Annotated in this window: 27 protein-coding genes; 7 read left to right on the top strand and 20 right to left on the bottom strand. The window is 68.7% G+C overall.

From position 1 onward, the window contains the following. Positions 1–3: 3 nt before the first annotated feature. The 5 genes from A5759_RS19625 to A5759_RS19605 are packed head-to-tail and all read left to right on the top strand — an operon-like array spanning position 4 to position 3,922. Complete coding sequence (locus A5759_RS19625) at positions 4–873, top strand: DUF58 domain-containing protein (protein ID WP_066842147.1); 870 nt, start codon at positions 4–6, stop codon at positions 871–873. Next, positions 863–1,336 (top strand): hypothetical protein, encoded by a 474-nt coding sequence (locus A5759_RS19620; RefSeq protein ID WP_066842149.1) that lies wholly within the window; start codon positions 863–865, stop codon positions 1,334–1,336. Before A5759_RS19625 ends, A5759_RS19620 begins: the two co-directional genes overlap by 11 nt. After that, entirely contained in the window at positions 1,327–2,319 is a 993-nt protein-coding gene (locus A5759_RS19615; protein ID WP_068200570.1) for a hypothetical protein, read from the top strand. The genes A5759_RS19620 and A5759_RS19615 overlap by 10 nt, the downstream gene beginning before the upstream one ends. Further along, positions 2,316–3,218 carry a hypothetical protein gene (locus tag A5759_RS19610; protein WP_064419902.1) on the top strand — a complete coding sequence of 301 codons (903 nt, stop codon included), beginning with the start codon at positions 2,316–2,318 and terminating at the stop codon, positions 3,216–3,218. Before A5759_RS19615 ends, A5759_RS19610 begins: the two co-directional genes overlap by 4 nt. Then, a complete protein-coding gene (locus A5759_RS19605) occupies positions 3,218–3,922 on the top strand; it encodes a hypothetical protein (RefSeq protein WP_068200568.1) in 705 nt (234 codons plus the stop codon). Before A5759_RS19610 ends, A5759_RS19605 begins: the two co-directional genes overlap by 1 nt. Here the strand turns inward: A5759_RS19605 and A5759_RS19600 are convergent. Continuing rightward, a complete protein-coding gene (locus A5759_RS19600) occupies positions 3,919–4,263 on the bottom strand; it encodes an ester cyclase (protein WP_068200566.1) in 345 nt (114 codons plus the stop codon). The genes A5759_RS19605 and A5759_RS19600 overlap by 4 nt on opposite strands. Before the next feature lie 192 nt (positions 4,264–4,455). Next, positions 4,456–4,767, bottom strand: coding sequence for a DUF4229 domain-containing protein (locus A5759_RS19595; protein WP_064419905.1), 312 nt, complete (start codon positions 4,765–4,767; stop codon positions 4,456–4,458). A gap of 52 nt (positions 4,768–4,819) precedes the next feature. Between A5759_RS19595 and A5759_RS26160 the strand changes: the two genes are divergently transcribed. Then, complete coding sequence (locus A5759_RS26160; RefSeq protein WP_094287833.1) at positions 4,820–4,981, top strand: hypothetical protein; 162 nt, start codon at positions 4,820–4,822, stop codon at positions 4,979–4,981. A 10-nt stretch (positions 4,982–4,991) separates the two neighbouring features. Here the strand turns inward: A5759_RS26160 and A5759_RS19590 are convergent, their stop codons facing one another. From A5759_RS19590 to hemL, 7 genes are all read right to left on the bottom strand, one after another. Beyond that, positions 4,992–6,089 carry an AAA family ATPase gene (locus A5759_RS19590; protein WP_369816242.1) on the bottom strand — a complete coding sequence of 366 codons (1,098 nt, stop codon included), beginning with the start codon at positions 6,087–6,089 and terminating at the stop codon, positions 4,992–4,994. Between the two features lie 106 nt (positions 6,090–6,195). Then, entirely contained in the window at positions 6,196–7,215 is a 1,020-nt protein-coding gene (ccsB, locus tag A5759_RS19585) for a c-type cytochrome biogenesis protein CcsB (RefSeq protein ID WP_064425328.1), read from the bottom strand. Next, a complete protein-coding gene (locus tag A5759_RS19580; protein ID WP_068200560.1) occupies positions 7,212–8,786 on the bottom strand; it encodes a cytochrome c biogenesis protein ResB in 1,575 nt (524 codons plus the stop codon). The genes ccsB and A5759_RS19580 overlap by 4 nt, the downstream gene beginning before the upstream one ends. Beyond that, positions 8,783–9,634, bottom strand: coding sequence for a cytochrome c biogenesis CcdA family protein (locus tag A5759_RS19575; RefSeq protein ID WP_068200558.1), 852 nt, complete (start codon positions 9,632–9,634; stop codon positions 8,783–8,785). The genes A5759_RS19580 and A5759_RS19575 overlap by 4 nt, the downstream gene beginning before the upstream one ends. Further along, complete coding sequence (locus A5759_RS19570; RefSeq protein ID WP_082962203.1) at positions 9,631–10,281, bottom strand: TlpA disulfide reductase family protein; 651 nt, start codon at positions 10,279–10,281, stop codon at positions 9,631–9,633. Before A5759_RS19570 ends, A5759_RS19575 begins: the two co-directional genes overlap by 4 nt. Further along, positions 10,278–10,913 (bottom strand): histidine phosphatase family protein, encoded by a 636-nt coding sequence (locus tag A5759_RS19565; protein WP_068200557.1) that lies wholly within the window; start codon positions 10,911–10,913, stop codon positions 10,278–10,280. Before A5759_RS19565 ends, A5759_RS19570 begins: the two co-directional genes overlap by 4 nt. Then, a complete protein-coding gene (hemL, locus tag A5759_RS19560; RefSeq protein ID WP_068200666.1) occupies positions 10,910–12,226 on the bottom strand; it encodes a glutamate-1-semialdehyde 2,1-aminomutase in 1,317 nt (438 codons plus the stop codon). Before hemL ends, A5759_RS19565 begins: the two co-directional genes overlap by 4 nt. A 95-nt stretch (positions 12,227–12,321) precedes the next feature. Here hemL and A5759_RS19555 point away from each other — a divergent pair, with 95 nt between their 5' ends. Beyond that, positions 12,322–12,702, top strand: a complete 381-nt coding sequence (locus tag A5759_RS19555) for a nitroreductase family deazaflavin-dependent oxidoreductase (protein WP_066842172.1) — start codon at positions 12,322–12,324, stop codon at positions 12,700–12,702. On the opposite strand, the gene A5759_RS19550 is transcribed toward A5759_RS19555, so the two are convergent. The 11 genes from A5759_RS19550 to A5759_RS19500 form a co-directional block, all read right to left on the bottom strand. Then, positions 12,699–14,057, bottom strand: a complete 1,359-nt coding sequence (locus A5759_RS19550) for a cytochrome P450 (protein WP_068200663.1) — start codon at positions 14,055–14,057, stop codon at positions 12,699–12,701. The genes A5759_RS19555 and A5759_RS19550 overlap by 4 nt on opposite strands. Positions 14,058–14,106: 49 nt before the next feature. Continuing rightward, positions 14,107–14,589, bottom strand: coding sequence for a pyridoxamine 5'-phosphate oxidase family protein (locus A5759_RS19545; RefSeq protein ID WP_068200555.1), 483 nt, complete (start codon positions 14,587–14,589; stop codon positions 14,107–14,109). Between the two features lie 35 nt (positions 14,590–14,624). Continuing rightward, positions 14,625–14,948, bottom strand: a complete 324-nt coding sequence (locus A5759_RS19540) for a hypothetical protein (RefSeq protein WP_064419912.1) — start codon at positions 14,946–14,948, stop codon at positions 14,625–14,627. 44 nt (positions 14,949–14,992) lie between these two features. Then, a complete protein-coding gene (locus A5759_RS19535; RefSeq protein WP_082962202.1) occupies positions 14,993–15,685 on the bottom strand; it encodes a TetR/AcrR family transcriptional regulator in 693 nt (230 codons plus the stop codon). Beyond that, positions 15,672–16,529, bottom strand: a complete 858-nt coding sequence (locus A5759_RS19530) for an oxygenase MpaB family protein (protein ID WP_068200553.1) — start codon at positions 16,527–16,529, stop codon at positions 15,672–15,674. The genes A5759_RS19535 and A5759_RS19530 overlap by 14 nt, the downstream gene beginning before the upstream one ends. A 115-nt stretch (positions 16,530–16,644) precedes the next feature. Continuing rightward, complete coding sequence (locus A5759_RS19525; RefSeq protein WP_068200551.1) at positions 16,645–16,902, bottom strand: hypothetical protein; 258 nt, start codon at positions 16,900–16,902, stop codon at positions 16,645–16,647. Next, on the bottom strand, positions 16,899–17,381 hold the full coding sequence (locus tag A5759_RS19520; protein ID WP_068200549.1) for a DUF3093 family protein: 483 nt from the start codon (positions 17,379–17,381) through the stop codon (positions 16,899–16,901). Before A5759_RS19520 ends, A5759_RS19525 begins: the two co-directional genes overlap by 4 nt. Beyond that, a complete protein-coding gene (locus tag A5759_RS19515) occupies positions 17,378–17,749 on the bottom strand; it encodes a hypothetical protein (RefSeq protein WP_068200547.1) in 372 nt (123 codons plus the stop codon). Before A5759_RS19515 ends, A5759_RS19520 begins: the two co-directional genes overlap by 4 nt. Before the next feature lie 20 nt (positions 17,750–17,769). Continuing rightward, positions 17,770–18,222 carry a hypothetical protein gene (locus tag A5759_RS19510; RefSeq protein WP_068200545.1) on the bottom strand — a complete coding sequence of 151 codons (453 nt, stop codon included), beginning with the start codon at positions 18,220–18,222 and terminating at the stop codon, positions 17,770–17,772. Then, the gene (gene hemB, locus A5759_RS19505) at positions 18,219–19,199 is read right to left on the bottom strand and encodes a porphobilinogen synthase (RefSeq protein WP_068200543.1); all 981 of its coding nucleotides are present in this window, start codon (positions 19,197–19,199) and stop codon (positions 18,219–18,221) included. Before hemB ends, A5759_RS19510 begins: the two co-directional genes overlap by 4 nt. A gap of 24 nt (positions 19,200–19,223) precedes the next feature. Continuing rightward, positions 19,224–20,882: a bifunctional uroporphyrinogen-III C-methyltransferase/uroporphyrinogen-III synthase gene (locus A5759_RS19500; RefSeq protein ID WP_068200540.1), complete on the bottom strand. Its 1,659-nt coding sequence runs from the start codon at positions 20,880–20,882 to the stop codon at positions 19,224–19,226. Positions 20,883–20,896: the final 14 nt, after the last annotated feature.

Genomic DNA, 20,896 nt, shown 5'->3' with positions numbered 1-20,896 from the left:
GGTATGGGCAGACACCTCACCACGGCGAGGACGCACTTCGGCACCGACACCCGCGGCATGCTCGAAGGCGGTCGCTACGCGTTGCTGCACACCCGCAGCCTGGAATTCGACGATCTGCGGCCCTACGTACCGGGCGACGACGTCCGCGACATCGACTGGAAGGCCTCGGCGCGTTCGGGTCATGTGCTGATCAAGCGGTTCGTGTCCGAGAAGCACCACAAGCTGCTGCTCGTCGCGGACGCCGGTCGCAATATGGCGGCCCTCACCCCGAGCGGGGAGTTGAAACGCGATGTGGCCGTGAACATCCTGGGTGCATTCGGGCTCATCACGCTCGGGCGGTCCGACCAGATCGGCATGGTGTTCGGCGACACCCGCGGGTGCGTCAACATCCGGCAGCGCCGCGGCGAAACCCACATCGAAAGCCTGCTGCACAGGTACTACGGTCACGCGTCGCTCGGGACGGGCCGCAGTGACATCGTCTGCCAACTCGATTACGTGGCAACGCATTACCGCCACCCGATGCTGGTCGTAGTGGTCTCCGATGAGCCGGAGGTCGACGACCGGCTGACCGACGCCGTCACCCGGCTGACCGCCCGCCACGACGTGCTGTGGGCGACGGTCTCCGACATGCCCGCCATCGGCGCCAAGGACGACCGGGCCGGATTCGACGTGTCGACCGACCGGTTCGTGCTCGACACCGCCACGCTCGGTCCGCGGGTGGTCGCGGCGTACCGCAAGGCCGAGCAGGCGCGGGCGCAGCGACTCGACGAGTTCATGACCGCCCGCGCCGTCCCGCATACCAGGATCGGCGGCAGTGGTGAGATCCGCACCCGGCTCGTCGCGCTGACCGAGGTGTTCGCCCGTGCCGGATGACTTGTTGCGGTTCGTCGGTGGGCCGATGCCGTACTCGTCGGGGTGGTTGTGGCTCGGCCTGCTGATCGTGCTATTGGTAATCGCCTGGTACATCGGTGTTTTCGTGTGGACGCTGCCGGCGCAGCAGCTCCGGCGTCTTCCCGTGGTGCGATCCCTGCATGCCCGGCTGCTGCGCCGTCGCTTCGCGCGCTGCGTGCAACGCATTGCGGCCGGCCACCGCGACGGCGAGCTCACCGATGCCGAGGCGGGCGCCGCGATGAGCCGCACTCTGCGCAGTTTCCTGCACCAGGCGACCGGAACACGGGCCCAGTACATGCAGCTCGACGACATCGCATCCGGTGAGCTGGCGCCCGCCGCGCCGATGCTCGCCGCACTCGACGACGCGCAGTTCAATGCGGCCTCACCGGTTCAGGTCGACGAGGTCGGCGCGACGACCGAGGAGCTGATCCGCTCGTGGCCCTGACCTGGTGGCCGATCGCAGTCATTGGATTCGCCTGTCTGGCAGGCGCTGTCGCGCTCGCGGTCCTCGTGCCGACCAAGCAGTTGCAGCGACAGTTGCGGCCGTTGGCGAACACCACACGTCTCACCCGTCTGCCGGAATACGCGCGGGTGGCGCGGGCGCGAACGGTGTCGATGGTCGTCACGATCGCGCTGCTCGTCTTGTTGTTCGGCGCAGCCGTCGTGGCCAGCGCCCGGCCCAGCGGGTTGTGGTGGTCGCTCCAGACGTCCGAGGTACCCGAGGACGTCATGTTGTGTGTTGCCGAACCGATCGACGATCCCAGCACAGGCGCGTTCCTGTCCTATTTCGCGCAGCGCACCGGAGCGTTCGGCACGCAGCGGATCGGGCTGACCTCCGTCAACCGCCGGGTGATCCCGCTGACCCGCGATTACCAGTTCGCGGTCGAAAGGCTCGGGGAGGCAGCTGGTCTCGCCGGGCTGCCCGACGATTCGGCGCTCACGCCCGCCCAGCGCAACAGCCTCGCGTCGTTCGCCGCGCCCGTGACATACGTGGACTACGCGACCAGCGTCGCCGACGTCCTCGCGCTGTGCGCCGCGGGCTTCCCCTCCCACGAGCCCCCCGGTGAGCGCCGCCGTTCGATCATCTACCTGGGGCCCGGTGAACTTCGGGCCCCGGACGAGGCCCGCCCGTCGCTCTACACCGACCAACAGGTCGCCGAGTTGGTGCAGGAGCGCGGAATCCAGGTCAACGCGCTGGTGTCGTCACCGGGTCCGGTGCGGTCCGTCGTATCGGCCACGAGCGGGCGATACGCACCGATCGGGCCCGACCTGGCGGGTCAACTGGACGGGATCCGAGCGCATCCGCCCGAGGCCGACCGGGCCGCCACCCTCGCAGGATTCCGGGGTGACACCCCGACCGTCCCGTTGGCGATCGCGGTCGCGGTGTCGGCGCTGCTGTGCCTGTCGCTGGCGGTGCTTCGACGATGACGTTCTCCCCCGTCGTACCGCCGGTACTGCTGATCGCGGTCGCAGTCGCCGCGATCGTGCTGCGGCTCATCACCATGCGCCAGCTCGCGCGCAGTGCCGGCCAACGATGGACCACCGTGTGGCGGTGGTCGGCGCTGACGCTCGGCGTGGTGCTAATGCTGATCGCCGCGGCCAGACCGGCCATCGGCGGTGACGCCGAGCAATCGGTCACGACCGGCTCGGACGGCGACACGACGGCCAACGTGTTCCTGATCGTCGACACCTCCGCCGGATCGGCGATCGCCGAGATTCGCGACGACGTCGCCGCGCTCATCGACCACTACCCGCAAGCACGGTTTGCACTCATCACGTTCGCCGGGCGCTCCTCGGTGGAATGGCCGCTGTCCGAAGACAACTGGAGCCTCAAGCCGGTGGTCGCGGCGGTGGCCCCCGACACCGCCGGGGCCGAGGTGAACGCGGCCGCGGCCGCGAATGTTCTGCGTTACCAGTTGATCGCGGCGGGCCAGCGCAGCCCGGACGCAGACAACCTGGTGTTCTACTTCGGGTCCGGGGCGCCCGGGTCGCAGGCCCCGCAGGGCGAGTTCGATCCGGTGCCCGGGTCGGTGGACGGCGGGGCGGTGTTCGGTTACGGGGCGACCCGCGACGAGTCGCGTCTGCGGGCCATCGCCGATCAGCTCGGCGTGCCGTTCGTGGCCCGGGACACCTCGCAGGCGGTCACCGAGGCTGCCCCCGATGTCGATGGTGTCTCGTCGGCGCAGGCCGACGCCACCGCCTCCGATCGAACGGACTTGTACTGGTTCTTCACCATGGTGGCCGCGGTGCTGTTGCTGTTCGAGATCTACCTCACGCTGCGCGAGTTCCGCACCAGTCGCGCGGCTCGGCGGGACGAGGTGGTCTGATGCGTCCTTCCCGGTTGCGGCTGCGCCGCCGATTGCTGCTGTTCTCGGCGCCCGTCGTGATCGTGGCGCTGGCGATCGCGCTCAAGCTCATCTCCACTGTCATGGTGGGTGAGTCCGCGGTGTCGAACTTCGCCGACCGCGACGCCGATGCACTGCGCGGCGATGTCGCGGTGATGGGTCTGCTCAACATCGTCGAACCCGCGAAGGCGCCGTTCGCGGCGGGGACTCTCGCGGTCCTCGACGACCGCCTCGCCGACGCCGACGATCACTTCTCCGAAGCGCTGAGCCGCACTGCGCCGGATCGATCTTGCCCCGTACTGGTCAACCTGGAACTCGTGCGCGAGCGCCACGGCGACATCGACGCGTGGGAGAACCGGCCCGACGCGGCGCGCGACCGGTACCTCAGCGCGCTGGGCCTCGTCGAGAACGCACCCGACGGGTGCTTCGACGGCAACGCCGACCCCGATCCCGAGCGGCGCGCCGTACGCAACGACGCCGCACCGCGGCTGCAGGCCAAACTGGCCGGTCTGACCGCTGCGCCTCCGGCTCCGCCGCCGCTGGCGCCGCCCCCACCACCGGCGGCGCCGGCCCCCGCCCCGGTGGCACCCGACGCCGACACACCCCGGGACGCGTTGCGGCTGGATCCCGGTTCCGGGGATCCGCTGGACAAGCTGCAGCAGGTGCTGCAGGACGCTGCGGGTTAGCCGGTGCTGGTTCCGGTCCAGTACTCCGCGAAGCGGCCGTTTTCGATGCGCAGGATGTCGTTACCCGTGAACCGCTTCGGTCCGTCCTGGGCCGCGCCGGTGCCGATCCACCTGGCCGCCAGCATGTCGCCGTCGACGAACGGCTCGACTTCGATCACGAACTTCAGGTCGCTGAGCATCTGATGGGTCTCCCGGACGACCGCCTGCAGATCGGCAGGCCCTCGGACCTCCCGGCCCGGCCAATGTCCTACGAATTCTTCGGTGACCAGCTCAGCCGCAACGGGATCTCCCGCCCACAATTCGTCTATCCATCGTGTGTATAGCTCTTTAGGCGAAATCATGTTGGTGTCTTACCCGGCCCGGGGCGAGAAACGCAATCTACCGACGAGTACGACATGGGCAAATGGGCGGTAATTGGGGGAACGTCACATCAGCCCAGCGTGTCGAGCAATCGATCGAGGTCATTCTCGTCGTTGTAGAGGTGGATCCGGCGCGGACGGCCCCGGCGCGCACCGATGCGCGGATGCCTGCGGTCATCCTCGAGACGGCGGGTCTTCGCCCCGCAGCCTGGCCTGGAGTTGCTCCCGGTCGCGGCGCCTGCGTTCGTCGAAGGCGGCGATGCTCTCGGTGGCGCGGCGACGAAGAGGGGCGAAGAGCCAGATGCCCAGCGGCAGTGCGATCACCAAGGCGAAGAGCAACGCGACGATGAGCGGGAATTCGCGCAGTCCGAGCAGATGTCCGGCGCCGAGAATCGCTGCCGCGACCGCCGCGACGAGCAGAAGCCGTGCCAGCACATAGGCCAGCACGTCCACCACGAGGCGAGTTCCCTGGCGACCGTCGGACACGAACCGAGCCTACCGATGGCGCGTATATTCGAACCAAGGAGGTTTTGTTCTCGTGGCGTATCTGCTCCTGATTCTCGTGGTGTGCACGCTGGCGTATGTCGGCTGGCGGCTGACCCGAGTGTCTTCGAGCCGTCCGCGCACCCGGGTGATCGGGCCGGACGACGATCCTGAATTCCTGCGTCGGCTCGGCCAGGAGGACAACCCGAGACCGTGACCGCGCGGTTCTAGCGTCGGGCGCCAGGAAATCCGGCCGCGACTTCGGCGGCGAGCTCCAGCAACGCCGCCCTTGTTTCCGCTTTGAGCCGGTCGAGGCTGATCTCGGCGCCTTCCTCGAGGTGCGGATCGAACGGCACCTCGACCACGGCCCGGCACCGTCGGCTGAAGTGGTCGACGACCTTGTCCATGTCGACCTTGCCTGAGCGTGGGCGCACCGCGTTGATCACCGCGATCGAGTTGCGCACCATGTCCTGATGTCCGTGGGCGTCCAGCCAGTCGAGCGTCGCCGACGCGCTGCGGGCCCCGTCGACCGAACCGGAACTGATCACCACCAGCGTGTCGGCCTTGGCCAGCACCGCCGCCATGGCCGAGTGCATCAGCCCCGTGCCGCAGTCGGTGAGCACCAGGCTGTAGAAGCGCTCGAGCACCTCGAGGGTGCGGCTGTAGTCGTCGGAGCTGAACGCCTCCGACACCGCGGGGTCGCTTTCGGAGGCGAGCACCTCCAGCCGGCTCGAGCCCTGGGACGTGTAGGCGCGCACGTCGCTGTAGGCCTTGATGCCTTTCGCGTCGCGCAGGAGGTGCCGCACCGTGGCCGGGCTCTCGAGGGGCACCTTCTCGCCCAGGGTGCCGCGGTCGGGGTTCGCGTCGACGGCGATGACGCGGTCGCCGCGAAGCGACGCCAGGGTCGCGCCCAACGTCGCGGTGATCGTCGTCTTGCCGACCCCGCCCTTCAGCGACAGCACCGCGATGCGGTGGCACCCGCGCAACGGGCGCTGAATCTCTGCGGTGAGGGCCTGTCGGCGTCGCGCCTTCGGCCCGTCACCGAGGTTGATCAATCGAAAAGACCCGTAGTACAGCCACTTGCGCCAGCCCTCGGCAGGCGCGCGTTTGGGTTGTCCGAGCAGCGCGACGGTCGAGAGGTCGAGGTACGGCGCCGGGTCGGCCTCGACGGTAGTCGGTGCTGGGGAGACGACCGGAAGGCCGTGCGGCGGCGTGGTTGCGGTCGATTCGGGCGGCGGATCGGCCGCGGGATCGCTGAACCGGCTCTGTGCGCGGAATCCCCCTGGTGCATAGGCGTTTTCAGGCACTATCGCGGGAGAAGCCACGTCCTTGCCGACACCATCCTGGGCGTGGTGCACCGGTTGTTCAGACACGCTGACGGCCCCCCAAGGCTTAGCAAGATTTCGTCGCCGATCTTAGCCAAGTACCGACTCAGCCGACGCCGGCGTAGGAGTGCAGTCCGACGGTGACCAGGTTGATGAAAAAGAGGTTGAACACCATCGCGACGAAGCCGGCGATGTTGATCCACGCGGCCTTCTTGTCGCGCCACCCAGCGGTGGAGCGAGCGTGTAGGTACGCGGCGTAGATGACCCACGCGATGAACGACACGGTCTCCTTGGGGTCCCAGCCCCAGTAACGGCCCCAAGCCTCTTCGGCCCAGATCGCGCCGAAGATGACGCCGAACCCGAACACCGGGAACGCGAAGATCGTGGTGCGGTACGCGATCCGGTCCAAGGTCTGCGCGTCGGGGAGCCTGTCCAGCGCGCGGGTGAGAATGCCGTCGCCCGAGCGACCCTCGGGGTCGGCGAACCGCGACATCTTCAGCAGAAACAGGATGCTGGCGACGCCGGCGACCAGGAACACCCCCGACCCGAGGCTGACCACCGACACGTGGATGGGCAGCCAGTACGACTGCAACGCGGGCATCACCGGCGCGGCGTTGGTGTACAGCCAGCGACCCGAGACGGTCAGCAGGATCAGCACCGGAAGGAGCACGAACACCCACAGCGTCCGGTACTGGCGGCGGCGCAGCACCACCGCGGCGGCGACCAGCCCGCAGAAGCAGGTCAGGTTGATGAACTCGTACATGTTGCCCCACGGCACCCGCGAGGTGGCCGCACCGCGCAGCACGATGCAGGCAAGCAGCAGACCGATGCCGAGGTAGGTCAGCGCGAGACCCGCACCGCCGATCCGTTCGTCGAGCGGGCGGCGCCGGGTCTCGGTGACGACGCCCGGTGCGGTGCTGTCGGCGCCCACCCCGCCGGCTGAAGCGGCTCCCCGCCCCGATGTCGCCGCCGCTCCCACCAGCTCTCTGGCATCGGCCTTGCGGCCGCGGCTGTAGGCCAACTCGATCGCGAGCAGCAGTAGCGCACCGACCAGGACCAGCACCGATGAGGTGAACGCCCAGTCCGAGTAGCGGGCCAAACCGACGTCGATCTGCTCGGGGTTCATGTGACCTTCTCTCCTGCGGCGTGCGCCGGCCTCGCGTCGGGAAGGAGGCGCTGCGTCAACCGCTCGAACTCCTCGCCCCACCCCGAGTTGTCGGTGCGCGCCAGCCCGCCCAGCTCGACGGTTACGGTACCCGGCCCGGCGGGGCTGATCCGAATCCAGATCCTGCGCCGGCGAACCACCAGCGACACCAACAGGCCCGCCATCATGGTCATCGCGAAGACCAGCACCCATACCTGCGCCGGATCGTGGGAGACCTGGACGTTGATGAACGGCACGGCGCCGTCGAAGCGCACCACCGTGCCGTCGTCGAGCCGCGTCGATTCGCCCGCGCCGAGGTTGACCCGCGCCTTCTTGGTCAGCCGGCCCTGCTCGATCAGGCGGGCGTCGAGGGTGAACAGCGACTGCGGGCGTCCGCTGTCCAGGCCGGTGTCACCGCGGTAGACGTCGATCGCGACGGCGGGGTCGTTGAGCGCCGGGAAACTCGAGGACAGCAGCGTGCCGTGCAGCTGTTCGGTGGGGGCGAACAGGCCCTGGATCGCAAGCTGGTTCTTGCGACGTTCGTCGGCGTCCGGATAGGTGCCCGCGGGCGGGTCGAACCGCATGGCGCCCGACGACAGGAAGGTGATCTGGTCGTCGGGGCGCCACTGCAATGTCTGCGTGCGCGTCTGCCCGTCGGGGTAGGTCACGGTGAAGGTGGGGGCGTAACCGTGGCCCTGCAGGTAGACCCGGTCACCGCCGACCCGCAGCGGGTGGTTGACCTTCAGGTGGTAGGCCCGCCAGGTGCCCGACTCCAGATCGGTGCCCGCCTGGTACTCGATATCGGCGGCGAACGAGGTGGCCTGTCCCGTCGGCAGATAGTCGGCGTCGAAGTCGTTGACCCGTAGGCAGATCGGGTACAACGAGGTGCCGTCGACGGTGTTTCCGGCGCGGAACGAGTCGAACGCCGCCGGCGAGGCCGAGCAGAACCCCGGGCCGCCGTCGGCGATGACGATGACGTTGCCCTCGTAGCCGAACAGCTTGCCCGCCGCCACCGCCACGAGAAGGCCGAGCAGCGAGAAGTGAAACACGATGTTGCCGAACTCGCGCAGATAGCCCTTCTCCGCAGAGATTTCGACGGTTCCGTCGTCTTCACGGGTGACCTTGCGCCATCCGCGCAACCGCTCGTTCACCGTGGCCGCCAGGTCATCGGACTCACCGGACACCTCGGCGGTGTGGTGTTTGGGCAGCCGACCCAGGTTGCGCGGCGCGGGAACGGGGTTGGCCCGCATACTGCGGAAGTGTTCGATCAGCCGTGGGGTGAGGCAGCCCACCAGCGAGATGAACAGCAGCACATAGATTGCGGTGAACCAGAAGCTGGAGAACACGTCGAACGCCTGCAGCCGGTCGAGCCACGGCCCGATGGTCGGGTGCTCGGCGATGTACTGGTCGACCTTGGACTCGTTGAGGCTGCGCTGCGGCAGCAGGGCGCCCGGGATCGCCGCGAGCGCCAGTAGGAACAGCAACACCAGCGCGGTGCCCATCGACGTCAGGGTCCGCCAGGTGTTACGTACCAGCGCAAACACTTTCGTCATATCGGCAGCGTCACATCACTGACGAAGACGTCCCGCACCCAGGACACGAAGTCTCCCCACAGCCCCGTCACCAGCGCGACGCCGACCAGGATCAGCAGCACACCGCCGAAGATCTGGATCGTGCGGGTGTTTCTGCGCAACCACGCCAGACCCTGCACTGCGCGCGCCGAGCCGAACGCCAACAGCACGAACGGGATTCCCAGGCCGAGGCAGTAGGCGATGACGAGCGCGACGCCGCGGGCGACGTTGGCGCCGTCGGTGGCCGAGGCGACCGCGATCACGCCGGTCAGGGTGGGGCCGAGGCACGGTGTCCAGCCCAGGGCGAAGACCGCGCCGAGCAACGGGGCGCCACCCAGCGTGGAGATCTGCCGCGGCGTGAAGCGGGCCTCCCGCTGTAACGCGGGGATGAATCCGACGAAGGCCAGCCCCATCACGATCGTGACCACACCGCCGATACGTTGCAGGAGAAGCTGGTTGGTGATCAAGGACGTCGTCATCCCGAGCACGGCGACCGTGCCGAGTACGAACACCACCGTGAAACCGGCGACGAACAATGCGGCCGCGCCGGCGACCCGCAGCCGGGTAGTTCTCGCCGAAACCGACGTTTTGGCGGGTTCTTCCCCCGTATTTCCGCCAGAACGTCGGTCCCGGCGAACCAATACGGGGGTTTGCCCGGGGGCAGCAGCGTCCTCGACGTCGACAACCGCGGCCAGGTACGAGAGGTAACCGGGCACCAGCGGCACCACGCACGGCGACGCGAACGACACCAGCCCGGCGAGCGCGCTGACCAGGAGAGCCAACAGGACCGGACCACCGGCGATCAGCTGGTCCACCTGGTCGAGACTCATGTGCCGGCCTTCTCGGGCTCGGCGGCCGCATCCTTCTCGCGCGCAAGGCGTTCCACCACCGGCTGGAGATCTTCGGCCAGCAGCTCACGCAGGAACACCGCGGCGACGCGGTGCTCGCGATCCAGGACGACCGTCGAGGGGATCACCGTCGTGGGATAGCGGCCCCCGAACGCGATCATGGTCCGCATCGGCGGGTCATAGATCGACGGGAAGGTGATATCGCGGTCGACGATGAAGTCGCGCGCCGCGATTCGGTTGTTGTCCCGGACATCGATGCCGAGGAATTGCACGCCCAGGTCCTTGGTGGCGTCGTAAACCTGTTGCAGCTCGGTGATCTCGGTTCGGCACGGACCACACCACTGGCCCCACACGTTGAGCACCACCACCTTGCCCGCGAAATCGTCGAGGGAGATGGTCTTGTCGGGGTCCATCAGATCGGGACCGCGAAGCGGGCCGGGGCGGCCGCGATCCTGCGGGGGGTCGTAGAAGATGTCGGTCTGGCCGCCGGGGGCGACGAACTCGAAGGTGCCGCCCTGCGCGACGGCGTCGTCACCGGTGGAGCAGCCCGCCAGCGCGACACATCCCGCGCAGGCTGCGATGACCGCCTGCGCGAAGAGCCGACGGCCGAGCACCACCCACCGACTCACTGCCCGGCCAACTCCGCGTAACCCCAGCCGACGTAGGTGTCCCCGTGGAAGTAGAACGACGTCACCGACGCCAGGTTGCAAAGGCGCCGGGTCGGGAAGTGGTGCAGCGGTTGACCGGTCATCGACCGGCGCAGCGTTTCAACAGGCAGTTGATGGCTGACGCACACCGCCTCGTGGCCGGCCGCCTTGGCCCGGGCACGATGCACGGCAGCGGTCATCCGCTCGGCGATCTCGTGGTACGGCTCCCCCCACGACGGGATGCGCGGGTTGCGCAGGTGCCACCAGTTGCGCGGGTCGCGCAGCGCGCCGTCGCCCGGCGATACCCGTTGTCCCTGGAAAATGTTCAGCGATTCGATGAGCTCGTCATCGGTGTCGACGGACAGTCCCAGACCCGCCGCGATCGGGGCCGCGGTCTCCTGCGCCCGCTCCAGCGGTGAGGCGACCACGTACACGATGTCGCGCATCGCGAGCCAGTCCGCCACGGCCTGGGCCTGCGCTCGACCCCTCTCGGAGAGGTGGTAGTCGGGAAGTCGACCGTAGAGGATCTTGTCGGGGTTGTGCACTTCACCGTGGCGCATGACGTGCACCACTGTCTTCACGGCCTCGGCGGCCCCGGACGGCTTGTCGGTCATGCCGGTTTGACCGCCTCGGCGGCGGCGCGCGCCGCGGCGGGCAGCGCGGCGGCGATCCGGTCGAATGCGTCGTCATCCAAAGCCGTTGACACGAACCACGTCTCGAAAGCACTCGGCGGCGCATACACACCGGCGTCCAGCAGCGCATGGAAGAAGGCCGGGAACCGCCACGTCTCCGAGGCCCGCGCTGAGGCGAAGTCGGTGACCGGCTGGTCGGTGAAGAACACGCTGAACATGTTTCCGGCCCGCGAGACCGTATGCGCCACACCGGCTTCGGTCAACTCCTGCTCGAGCAGGGCCGTGAGGCGCTCAGCGTTGGCGTCGAGTGTGGCGTACACCGAGTCGTCGGCTGCGCGCAGTGTCGCCAGACCGGCCGCCATCGCGACGGGGTTCCCGGACAAGGTGCCGGCCTGATACACCGGCCCCAGCGGGGCCAGCCGCTCCATCACCTCGGCGCGGCCGCCGAACGCCGCCGCGGGCAGCCCGCCACTCATCACCTTGCCGAAGGTGAACAGGTCCGCGTCGACGGGATCGAGGCTGTACCAACCGGACCGGCTGACCCGGAAGCCGGTCATCACCTCGTCGACGATCAGCAGGGCACCGTGGTCGGCCGTGATGCGGCGCAGCGCAGCGTTGAAACCGTCCTGCGGGGCCACCGTGCCCATGTTGCCCGGACTGGCTTCGGTGATCACGCAGGCGATCTCGTCGCCGAACCGAGCGAAGACCTCGTCGACGGCGGCCACGTTGTTGTAGGGCAGCACGATCGTGTCGGCTGCGGCGGCGCCCGTCACACCCGGCGAGGACGGCAGCCCGAGCGTGGCGACACCGGAGCCGGCGTCGGCGAGCAGCGCGTCGCTGTGGCCGTGGTAGCAGCCGGAGAACTTCACGATCTTGGCCCGACCGGTGTAGCCGCGCGCCAGCCGGATCGCACTCATCGTGGACTCGGTACCGGAGTTCACCAGCCGCAGCCGCTCGACCGGCGCGACCCGGCTGATGATCTCGGCGGCCAATTCCGACTCCGAGGGGGTCGGCGCACCAAAGGACAGGCCGTCGGTCACGACCCGCTGCACCGCGGCGACCACGTCCGGATGCGCATGGCCGAGGATCATCGGTCCCCACGAGCAGACCAGGTCGACGTAGCGGTTGCCGTCGGCGTCGGTCAGCCAGTAACCGTTGGCCGAGGTGATGAACCGAGGGGTGCCGCCGACCGAGGTGAACGCCCGCACGGGTGAGTTCACCCCGCCCGGGATGACGGCCGACGCCTCGGCGAACAACCGCGCCGACACCTCGGTGGTGATCTGGTCAGCACGCATGGCCACCAGTGTCCCAGCCGGGTGCAAACCGTCAACTACAGGGTGTAGTGGGCACGCGCTTGAGCCGCGTGCGGCTTCCGACTTGGATGGGGGCCATGCAGCTCCCGCAGTGGCTCGCCCGGTTTAACCGCCGGGTCACCAATCCGATCCAGCGGTTGTGGGCGGGGTGGGCTCCGTCGATGGGCATCCTCGAGCACACCGGGCGCAAATCGGGTAGGCCGTACCGGACCCCGCTGACGGTGTTCCCGACCGCTGACGGGGTGGCCGTTCTGCTCACCTACGGCCCGGACCGGGACTGGTTGAAGAACATCACCGCAGCGGGCGGTGGGCGGATGAGAAGGTATGGCCGGACGTTCGGCGTCCGTGACCCCCGGGTGGTGACGAAAGCCGAGGCGGCGCCGTCGGTCACCGGGTGGATGCGGCCCCTGTTCGGGCTGCTGCCGTTCGACCAGGCCGTCCTGCTGACGCGGGTTTAATCGCGCGGTGACAGGCGGGCCCGGATCGGGCCCTTGGCGATGGTGGTGAACGGCACGTCGCACTCGAATGTGCTGTCCAGCGATTCGATCCGGGCGGCCCGCACGATCGTGGCCAGCGCCAGTGTCGTCTCCAGCCGTGCGAAGTGTTCGCCGATGCACGGGCGCCCGCCGGCGAGGAACGGCAGGAACTGCCAGCGCTCGCGGTTCGCGGCGTTCTCGGGGCTGAACCGCTCGGGGTCGAAGACCATCGGGTCGGGCCAGAGCGCTGGATCGTGATGCAGTCCGTAGAGCCCGAGCGCCACGAGGGTGCCCGCCTCGACGCGGTAACCGTCGACCGCGATGTCGCGGGTGGCCAGCCGGGCCACCCCGGCCGCCGGCGGGCACAGCCGGATCGCCTCGTGCAACACCTGCACGGTGTACGTCAGCCGGGGCACGTCGTCGGGGGTCAGCTCCCGCACGCCGATGGCTGCGGCCTCCGCGGCGACGCGGTCCTGGATGTCGGGATGACGTCCCAGCGCCCACAGCGAGAAGGTGAGCGCAGTCGAGGTCGTGTCGTGCCCGGCGAGCATGAAGATCAGCAGGTCGTTGGAGATGTCGTCGTCTGAGAGCGGCACCCCGGTCTCGGGATCCCTGGCCGCCATCAGCGCCCGCACGAGCGGGGCGTCGCGCGTCGGGTCGTCGCGACATGCGCGCACCATCTCGTCGGTGATCTCCCTCATCTCGGCGACCGCGCGGCGCGCCCGGCGCCGAGCAGGCGTGGGCAGCCAGCGCGGCGCCCGCACCGGCCGCAGTGCGCGGTCGGCGGTGTAGGAGGACGCGACGTGCATGCAGCGGGCGATCGTGTCGGCGCGCTCGTTGAGGTCGACACCCAGGACCGAATGTCCCAACGACTGCATCGCGACGCGGCGGCACTCGACGTCGAGGTCGAGCTCACCGCCCTCGGGCCAGCGGTCGACGAATGCCTGGGCGGCCGCGGACATGTAGCCGCCGAAATTGCGGACGTTCTGCTTGGTGAACACCGGCTGCAGAGCCCGTTTGCGCGGCCGCCACAGCTCGTTGGGCAGCACGAACAGGCTGTCGCCTGCCATGTTGCGGACTTCGTCGTGGTAGATGCATCGCTCAGACGAGCCATCGGGGCGTCCGAGTATGTCGCGCATACCGGCGGGCGACATGACGGCGACGATCGGTTGATACAGCCACTTCGGCGCGACCTGTATGCGCGTGATCGGTCCGCCGGCGTCGCGGATGACGTCCTGGCCGATGTCGAGCCTGCGGAGAAGTCGGACCAACCGCCAGATCGGCAGCGGGTTCTTCGGCACCAGCGGCAACGCCGAAACGTCGAGCGTGGTGGTCATGTGCAGATCATCGCCCAGGTCGCGGCCGCTCGGCACCGGTACGCGATATTCACGCCGACCAGGTGAGCAGTGCGCCTTCACCTTTCGTCATCACCGTCCCGGGCATGACCCGGATGCGGTACGGCGCCAACCGCAGCGCGGCGAACTGCTCGGAGGTCGGCCCGTCCTGCCACATCGGGATGATCCGAGGGTCGTAACCCACCGGTGCAGGGGCGGTGGCGAACTTCTCCCACACCGCGGCCCTGGTTTCGTCGTCGACGTACCACTCGACCAGACACTCCGCGCTGCACGTGTCGTGATTGGTGGTCCAGTAACTCACCGAGACCTCCGGGTGCACCGCGAGGTGGTTCTTCTTCACCGGAGAGGGCACGGTGGCGATCCAGCCGAGGAGATCGGTCCCGTCCCACTCCCAGAACGGATGCAGGATGCGAGTGCGCGGCCGGCCGTTCGCGTCGACAGTGGCAACCGAGGCCCACACAATCGAGTGGGCCATGTCGATGAACGCCGGCGCGATCTGTTCCAGAGAGGTCACGGTTGCCTAGCGTAGGCACGCGACCGCTCGGACAATCAGGTACCGCTGCCCTCGGATGCTTCGCTGCCCGCAGATTCCTTGCTGAACTTCGGGTTTCCGTCATCGTCGAGCCAGTCGTTCACCGCGGTACCCGCGACGGCGCCACCGCTGCCCGGCATCTTCGTGGTCGGCCTCTCTTCTTCGTAGGCCTTGTGCATCTCTTTGGCCTTTTCCCGATGCTCGTCGGTCACTTCGGGTTTCTCGGTGGGCGGCGGCGTTTCCTGCTCGCTGGTGACCTGGTGGTGTTCGTCGGTCTCCGGTTCGGCTTTGCGCTGCTCCTCGATGAACCCTTCGTTCTCCTGGCCTTGTTCGCTGGTCATGGACCATGACTGCCCGGAGAGCCGAAATACGAAACGCAGTTCGCCTAACCGGTGGGCACGGTTCGCAAAGCGGTGGGCAGGCTGGGAAGGAAGTGTTTGCGAGCGAAAGCGCGGATGTCGTCGGCGGACTCCAGAGGCTGGGAGCTGGGCAGCAGCAACACCATCACCGCATACCGCAGGATCGTGTCGGCCAATTCCTCGACGGCCTCCTCGCCGATCCGCTCGGCGAATCCAGCGGGGAAGATCACCCGCAACGCTGCGGCCATCCGGATGATCGCGGCGTCGTAGTGCGTGCGGGCCAGTTCGAGCAGCAGCGCGGGATCGTCGGTCAATATCCGGTACAGCACGCGGTGGCGACGGAACTTCAGGATCGACAGGGTGAACGCCTCGACGTAATAGTTCGATTGCGGCCCAACCCGTTTGACCTCTTCGGCGATGTCGGCGAACAGCGCGATGTTCTCGCGTTCGATCACCGCGGCCACGAGCTCGTCGCGGTTGGCGAACCGCCGGTAGATCGTGGTCCGGCTGACGCCTGCGCGGCGGGCGACGTCGTCGAGTGCGACCCGCCGGAAGCCGTGCCGCTCGAACTCGATGACGGCGGCGTCCAGGATGGCTTCCGTCGCGGGCGACGAATCAAGCCCCGTCGCGGGCGACGAATCAAGGCCCGTCGCGGGCGACGAATCAAGCCCCGTCGCGGGCGACGTATCAGACCCGTTGGCCGGGTCAGGCCCGGGCATAACCCTTTTGGGCGTAGCTGTTGTAGCGCCAACTCATGGGCAGACGATCCCACACCCAGTTGACCGGGCGCGACCGCCACAACGCCGCGAACCGTTGGTAGCGGCGCTCCTGGCGTTCACTCCACGGCAGTTGCAGCAGCTCGCGCGCGCGGGGCGGCAGTCCGCCGGTGGTCAGGAACGCCGCGAGCGGATTGAACACCGGCGCGATCAGCTTCCACGCCCACGCCGGGACACCCTTGGGGCGCGGGAAACCCTTCGTGACGTAGCCGACGCCGTAGACCGCGGTCTTGTGTGCGACGACGATCTCGTCGAGCATGCGGTCCCAGTACCGTTCGAACTCGTCGTAGGTGGCGGGCATCGGCCGGTCGCTCACGCCGTAGCGGCGGTACCACGTCTTGGACTCGAGATAGATTTGCTCCTTCTCCTCGCGGCTCAGCCGCTTGACGAAGGTGTCGGCGAAGTACAACACCTGTTCGACGAACGTCGCGTGCGCCCAGAAGTAGGTCTCCGGATCCAGGGCGTGGTACCGGGCCCCGTCGGGCATCTTGCCCTTGATGTCGGTGTGGAAGTCGCGCACCTGGGCGCCCGGGTGGTCCTCATCGGAGCCGTAGACCGTGTTGAAGATCGGCGGCAGCGAGCGCTTGACCCGCGCGGCGGTGTCGTCGAAGAACACCGAGTGGTCGAGGACGCCTTGGCCGAGTTCGGCCAGCATGTTCTGCAGCACCGCGGGGCGCGGCCCGATCAGGTACATCCGGTTGTCCCCGAAGTAGCGCCACACCAGCGACTGCGGGCCCAGCGGCAGCGCATCGTCGACGGGCCTGTCTGTCTCCACCAATTCGGTCATGTGACACAGTGTTACAAATTTTGCACTTTGTACCAAGCGGCTGTGAGCGGCCTCTCACTTCCCGCGAGCGACCTGTTTTGCACGGGATCGCTCGGCGTGTCACCGGCAAACGCGGTCACTCGCGGGGCGAAGGGGCAGCGCGCCGATCGCGGCGCCAATGCGCGATGGCCAGCACCACGAACACACCGGCGACCGCGGCCAGCAGCAGCGCGAGCCCCACCATCGGCGCGCTGTACTCGACCGAGGTTGTCTGCGGTTCGCCTTCGAGCACCGGCGGGACCGCGACCGTCGTCGGGGCCGCAAGCCAGCTCAGCACGCTGCCCACCGCGGCGGCGACGGCCAGCACCAGCTCGAGCGCTGCGCGGACCGTCATGCCGGCGGAATGCGCTCTTCGATGAGCTGGGTCAACGTCTGCCGCAGCGTTTGATGCTTGCGGGCCCAAGCCTGCGCGGTGCGGTCATTGGTCATCTTCAGCCCGATACCGGTGCGGCCGCGCGGCACACCGGTGAGCTCGCCCAGCGCCCGCGCCGACTGCCATTTCGGCGGCTCCGAACCGGTGGCCTCGGGATAGACGCGGACGATCTCGTCGGTACTGATGCGCTCGGTGCCCTGCCGCAGCGTCTCGGGTGTCAACTCGACCGAGGTGTGGATACGGGCGGCCTTGACCTGTATCGCGAGGAAGCCGCTGACGAGCACCAGGAACATCCCGGGAACCACCCACTGGAACCCGTAGCCGGCTGACGCCTGGATCAGTCCCATCGCGATCGCCGCACCGGGGCCGGCGGCCAACCACCACCAACTGGCCCCCTGCTCGTAGAACAGCACCTGCGGCGCGGTCTGCTTGTCGGTCACGTCGCTTCCTCTTGCGCGTTCGCGCTGGGCCGGGTGATCAGGACGGCGCCCGCGATCAGGGGCAGCAGCCCGAGCACCGTCACGATGTGCACGACGCCGCGCATCGCGAGCAGCACCACGAACACGACGATGGTCAGCGCCAACGCGACGCCGGCGCGGCGGAACCGGACATCGCCCGCGCGGCTGCGGCCCGCGAGGAACGCCATTCCCGCACCGGCGACGGCGGTGAGGACCCCCGCGCCGCGAAACAGCGGCGGCAGATTGACCGAGGCGGCGATCAGCCCGCCCAGCATCAACATCACCGCGGCGACAACCCAGCACCAGAAGGCGGCAGTGACGACGCGGGCTCGCGGCGCAGGAGCGGTCATGGTCGGGTCAGCCTATCGGGTCACCGGGTGAAGTAGTCGTTGGCGTCTTTACGGTGCAGCAGGTACACACCGCCCACGATCAGCACCGAACCGAGGATGGCGGTGACGGCGTAGGCGAGCGCGGCCGCCGGTGGCCGTTCCTCGCCGAACAGGCTGCTCACGGCGTACACGACCGCCGCGATACCTGCGCCGGTCAGCACGGTGCGGGCCCACCGGTAACCCTGGCGCATCAGGAATTGGAACGTCAGCGCCACGGCGCCGAGGATCACGATGAACACCGCCGAGAGGGCCAGCACCGGTGCGGGCAGGCCGTCGGCGCGTTCGCTGACCAGCAGGTCGACGACCTGGCCGACGACCATCAGGACGACCGCGACCACCCAGAGCCAGAAGCCGGTGTCGACGTCGTCCGGGCGGCCACCCGACTCGGGCTGCTGGCCGGCCTCATCCGGTCGGCCCTGCGGTTCGGGATTCACGCCAGCCAACCGGCGACGTCGGCCGCCCAGTACGTCAGGACGATGTCTGCCCCGGCCCGCCGGATGCTGGTCAGCGTCTCCAGAGCCACCGTCTGCAAGTCGATCCAGCCGTTGGCGGCTGCGGCGCTGATCATCGAGTACTCACCGGAGACCTGGTAGGCGGCCACGGGAACCGGCGACAGGTCGGCGGCCGCGCGCACCACGTCGAGGTAGCCCATCGCGGGCTTGACCATGACGATGTCGGCGCCTTCGTCGATGTCGAGTTCCACCTCGTGCAACGCCTCGCGCGCGTTGGCCGGATTCTGTTGGTACGTGCGACGATCGCCGCGCAGGCTCGATCCCACCGCTTCCCGGAACGGCCCGTAGAAACCCGAGGCGAACTTCGCGGCGTACGCCAGGATGACGGTGTCGGTGTGCCCGGCGGCGTCCAGCCCGTCGCGGATCGCCGCGACCTGGCCGTCCATCATTCCGCTCGGCCCGACCACGTGTGCCCCTGAATCCGCTTGCGCCACAGCGAGTTCCACGTAGCGCTTGTTGGTCAGGTCGTTATCGACCCTGCCCGACGCGTCCACGATTCCGCAGTGGCCGTGGTCGGTGAACTCGTCGAGGCAGGTGTCGGCCATCAGCACGGTGTCGTCGCCGAGGTCACTGGCCAGGTCGCGCAGGGCGGCGTTGAGGATGCCGTCTTCGGCGACGCCGACGGAGCCGGTGGGATCCTTGTCCGCGTCGCGCGGCACGCCGAACAGCATCAGGCCACCCACACCGGCGGCGACCGCGTCTTCGGCGGCGCGACGCAGCGAGTCGCGGGTGTGTTGGACGACACCGGGCATCGACGAGATCTGGCGTGGCTCGTCGATACCGTCGGCGACGAACATCGGCAGCACGAGTTGCCGTGGCTCCAAGGTGGTTTCGGCGACGAGTCGCCGCAGCGCCGGAGTCGTGCGCAGCCTGCGGGGGCGATGCCTAGGAAAGCCCATGCAAACCCACCTTCGGTGTTGCGGTCAGCGGCGGCGGCTCTTCTTACGCGGCGGCGGCAGTGCGCCCTCGGCCCGCAGCCGGGCGGCGTGCTCGGCGAGCGCCTCCACCAGCGGTCCGACGGCGGCCACCTCGGGCTGCACATCGACGCGCAGACCGAATTCCGCTGCGGTCTCGGCAGTCTTGGGCCCGATGCACGCGACGATGGTGCGCGCGTGCGGCTTGCCCGCGATACCGACCAGGTTGCGCACCGTGGAGCTCGAGGTGAAGCAGACCGCGTCGAAGCCACCGGTCTTGATCATCTCGCGGGTGTGCGCAGGCGGCGGCGCGGCGCGCACCGTGCGGTACGCCGTGACGTCCTCGATCTCCCAGCCGCGCTCACGCAGACCCTCGGCCAGCGTCTCGGTGGCGATGTCGGCGCGCGGCAGCAGCACGCGATTCACCGGGTCGAAAACGTCGTCGTACGGCGGGAATTCGTCGAGCAGGCCGAGCGACGATTGCTCACCCGCCGGAACCAGCTCGGGATTGATGCCGAACGCCCGCACCCGGTCTGCTGTGGCCTGGCCGACGCAGGCGATCCTCACACCCGAGAACGCCCGGGCGTCGAGACCGAACTCGTTGAACTTCTCCCACACCGCACGCACCGCGTTGGTGGAGGTGAACACCACCCACTGGAACCGGCCGTCGACCAGTCCCTTGACCGCGCGCTCCATCTGAGCGGGGCTGCGCGGCGGCTCGACGGCGATGGTGGGGACCTCGATCGGCAGCGCGCCGTGGCCCACCAACTTCTCGCTCATCTCACCGGCCTGGTCCTTGGTGCGGGGCACCAGCACGGTCCAGCCGTACAGGGCGCGGCTCTCCCACCAGTTCAGCTTGGTGCGGTTGGCCACGGTCTTGCCGATGGTCACCACGAGCGGTCCGGCCAACGGACCGGCCGGCTCGGAGCCCGCCAGGGTGGCCTTGTCCAGCAGCCCGGCCAGCGTCGTCTCGACCGAACGCTGCTGGCAGGTGGTGCCGTTGGCGGTGACCACCAGTGGCGTGGTGTCGGTGAGCCCGTATTCGATCAGCGTGCGCGCCGCGTCGGGCAGATGCGACGCCGTCGCGTGCAGGATCAGCGGGCCGGGCGCGGCGGCCAATGCGGCCCAGTCGACGTCGGGGTCGCGGACGTCGGCCACCGTGTGCGCCGATCCCAGCGGCAGGCCGGCGTAGGTGGGCACCGCGGTGGTGTCCGGCAGGCCCGGCACGATCTCAAAGTTCAGGTGCGACTTCGCCAACGCCGACACCTCGGTGATCACGGCGTCCACCGACAGCGGATCGCCCGCCACCAGCCGGACCACGTCGACCCCGGTGCGGGCCTCGGTGATCAGCGTCTTGGCTACCTCGGCCGGATCGCCGACGGCCGACCGGATATCCGGTCCGCCCGGCAGGGTCGGTGCTTCCTTACCCGAGGTTTCGCCGTTGTCGGCGGCCTCGGCCGGCTCGGGCCCCGACGGGGGCGGCAGTTCGCAACCCACCAGGGCCAGTACCGCTTCGGGCACCTCGGGATCGGTGAACACCAAGGCAGCGTTGGCGAGCACCGTGTGGGCCCGCGTCGTCAGCAGTCCCGGGTCGCCAGGACCCGAACCGACGAACGTGATGCGGCCCGGCTTCGGCTTGCGCCCCCGCCCGCTGGTCTGGCCTGTCATCTCAGTCACTCCGC

Origin of the sequence: Mycobacterium sp. 852014-52144_SCH5372336, from assembly GCF_001665615.1 — a bacterium.
GTDB lineage: Bacteria > Actinomycetota > Actinomycetes > Mycobacteriales > Mycobacteriaceae > Mycobacterium > Mycobacterium neumannii_A.
This window is presented reverse-complemented; position numbering and strand designations above follow the sequence as displayed.

Bases quoted from the DNA above. Each gene is read 5' to 3' on its own strand.
- A5759_RS19625 (WP_066842147.1), top strand. From the start codon at position 4: ATGGGCAGACACCTCACCACGGCGAGGACGCACTTCGGCACCGACACC.
- A5759_RS19610 (WP_064419902.1), top strand. From the start codon at position 2,316: ATGACGTTCTCCCCCGTCGTACCGCCGGTACTGCTGATCGCGGTCGCA.
- A5759_RS19605 (WP_068200568.1), top strand. From the start codon at position 3,218: ATGCGTCCTTCCCGGTTGCGGCTGCGCCGCCGATTGCTGCTGTTCTCG.
- A5759_RS19600 (WP_068200566.1), bottom strand. From the start codon at position 4,263: ATGATTTCGCCTAAAGAGCTATACACACGATGGATAGACGAATTGTGG.
- ccsB (WP_064425328.1), bottom strand. From the start codon at position 7,215: ATGAACCCCGAGCAGATCGACGTCGGTTTGGCCCGCTACTCGGACTGG.
- A5759_RS19580 (WP_068200560.1), bottom strand. From the start codon at position 8,786: ATGACGAAAGTGTTTGCGCTGGTACGTAACACCTGGCGGACCCTGACG.
- A5759_RS19575 (WP_068200558.1), bottom strand. From the start codon at position 9,634: ATGAGTCTCGACCAGGTGGACCAGCTGATCGCCGGTGGTCCGGTCCTG.
- A5759_RS19565 (WP_068200557.1), bottom strand. From the start codon at position 10,913: ATGACCGACAAGCCGTCCGGGGCCGCCGAGGCCGTGAAGACAGTGGTG.
- hemL (WP_068200666.1), bottom strand. From the start codon at position 12,226: ATGCGTGCTGACCAGATCACCACCGAGGTGTCGGCGCGGTTGTTCGCC.
- A5759_RS19555 (WP_066842172.1), top strand. From the start codon at position 12,322: ATGCAGCTCCCGCAGTGGCTCGCCCGGTTTAACCGCCGGGTCACCAAT.
- A5759_RS19550 (WP_068200663.1), bottom strand. From the start codon at position 14,057: ATGACCACCACGCTCGACGTTTCGGCGTTGCCGCTGGTGCCGAAGAAC.
- A5759_RS19540 (WP_064419912.1), bottom strand. From the start codon at position 14,948: ATGACCAGCGAACAAGGCCAGGAGAACGAAGGGTTCATCGAGGAGCAG.
- A5759_RS19535 (WP_082962202.1), bottom strand. From the start codon at position 15,685: ATGCCCGGGCCTGACCCGGCCAACGGGTCTGATACGTCGCCCGCGACG.
- A5759_RS19530 (WP_068200553.1), bottom strand. From the start codon at position 16,529: ATGACCGAATTGGTGGAGACAGACAGGCCCGTCGACGATGCGCTGCCG.
- A5759_RS19525 (WP_068200551.1), bottom strand. From the start codon at position 16,902: ATGACGGTCCGCGCAGCGCTCGAGCTGGTGCTGGCCGTCGCCGCCGCG.
- A5759_RS19515 (WP_068200547.1), bottom strand. From the start codon at position 17,749: ATGACCGCTCCTGCGCCGCGAGCCCGCGTCGTCACTGCCGCCTTCTGG.
- hemB (WP_068200543.1), bottom strand. From the start codon at position 19,199: ATGGGCTTTCCTAGGCATCGCCCCCGCAGGCTGCGCACGACTCCGGCG.
- A5759_RS19500 (WP_068200540.1), bottom strand. From the start codon at position 20,882: ATGACAGGCCAGACCAGCGGGCGGGGGCGCAAGCCGAAGCCGGGCCGC.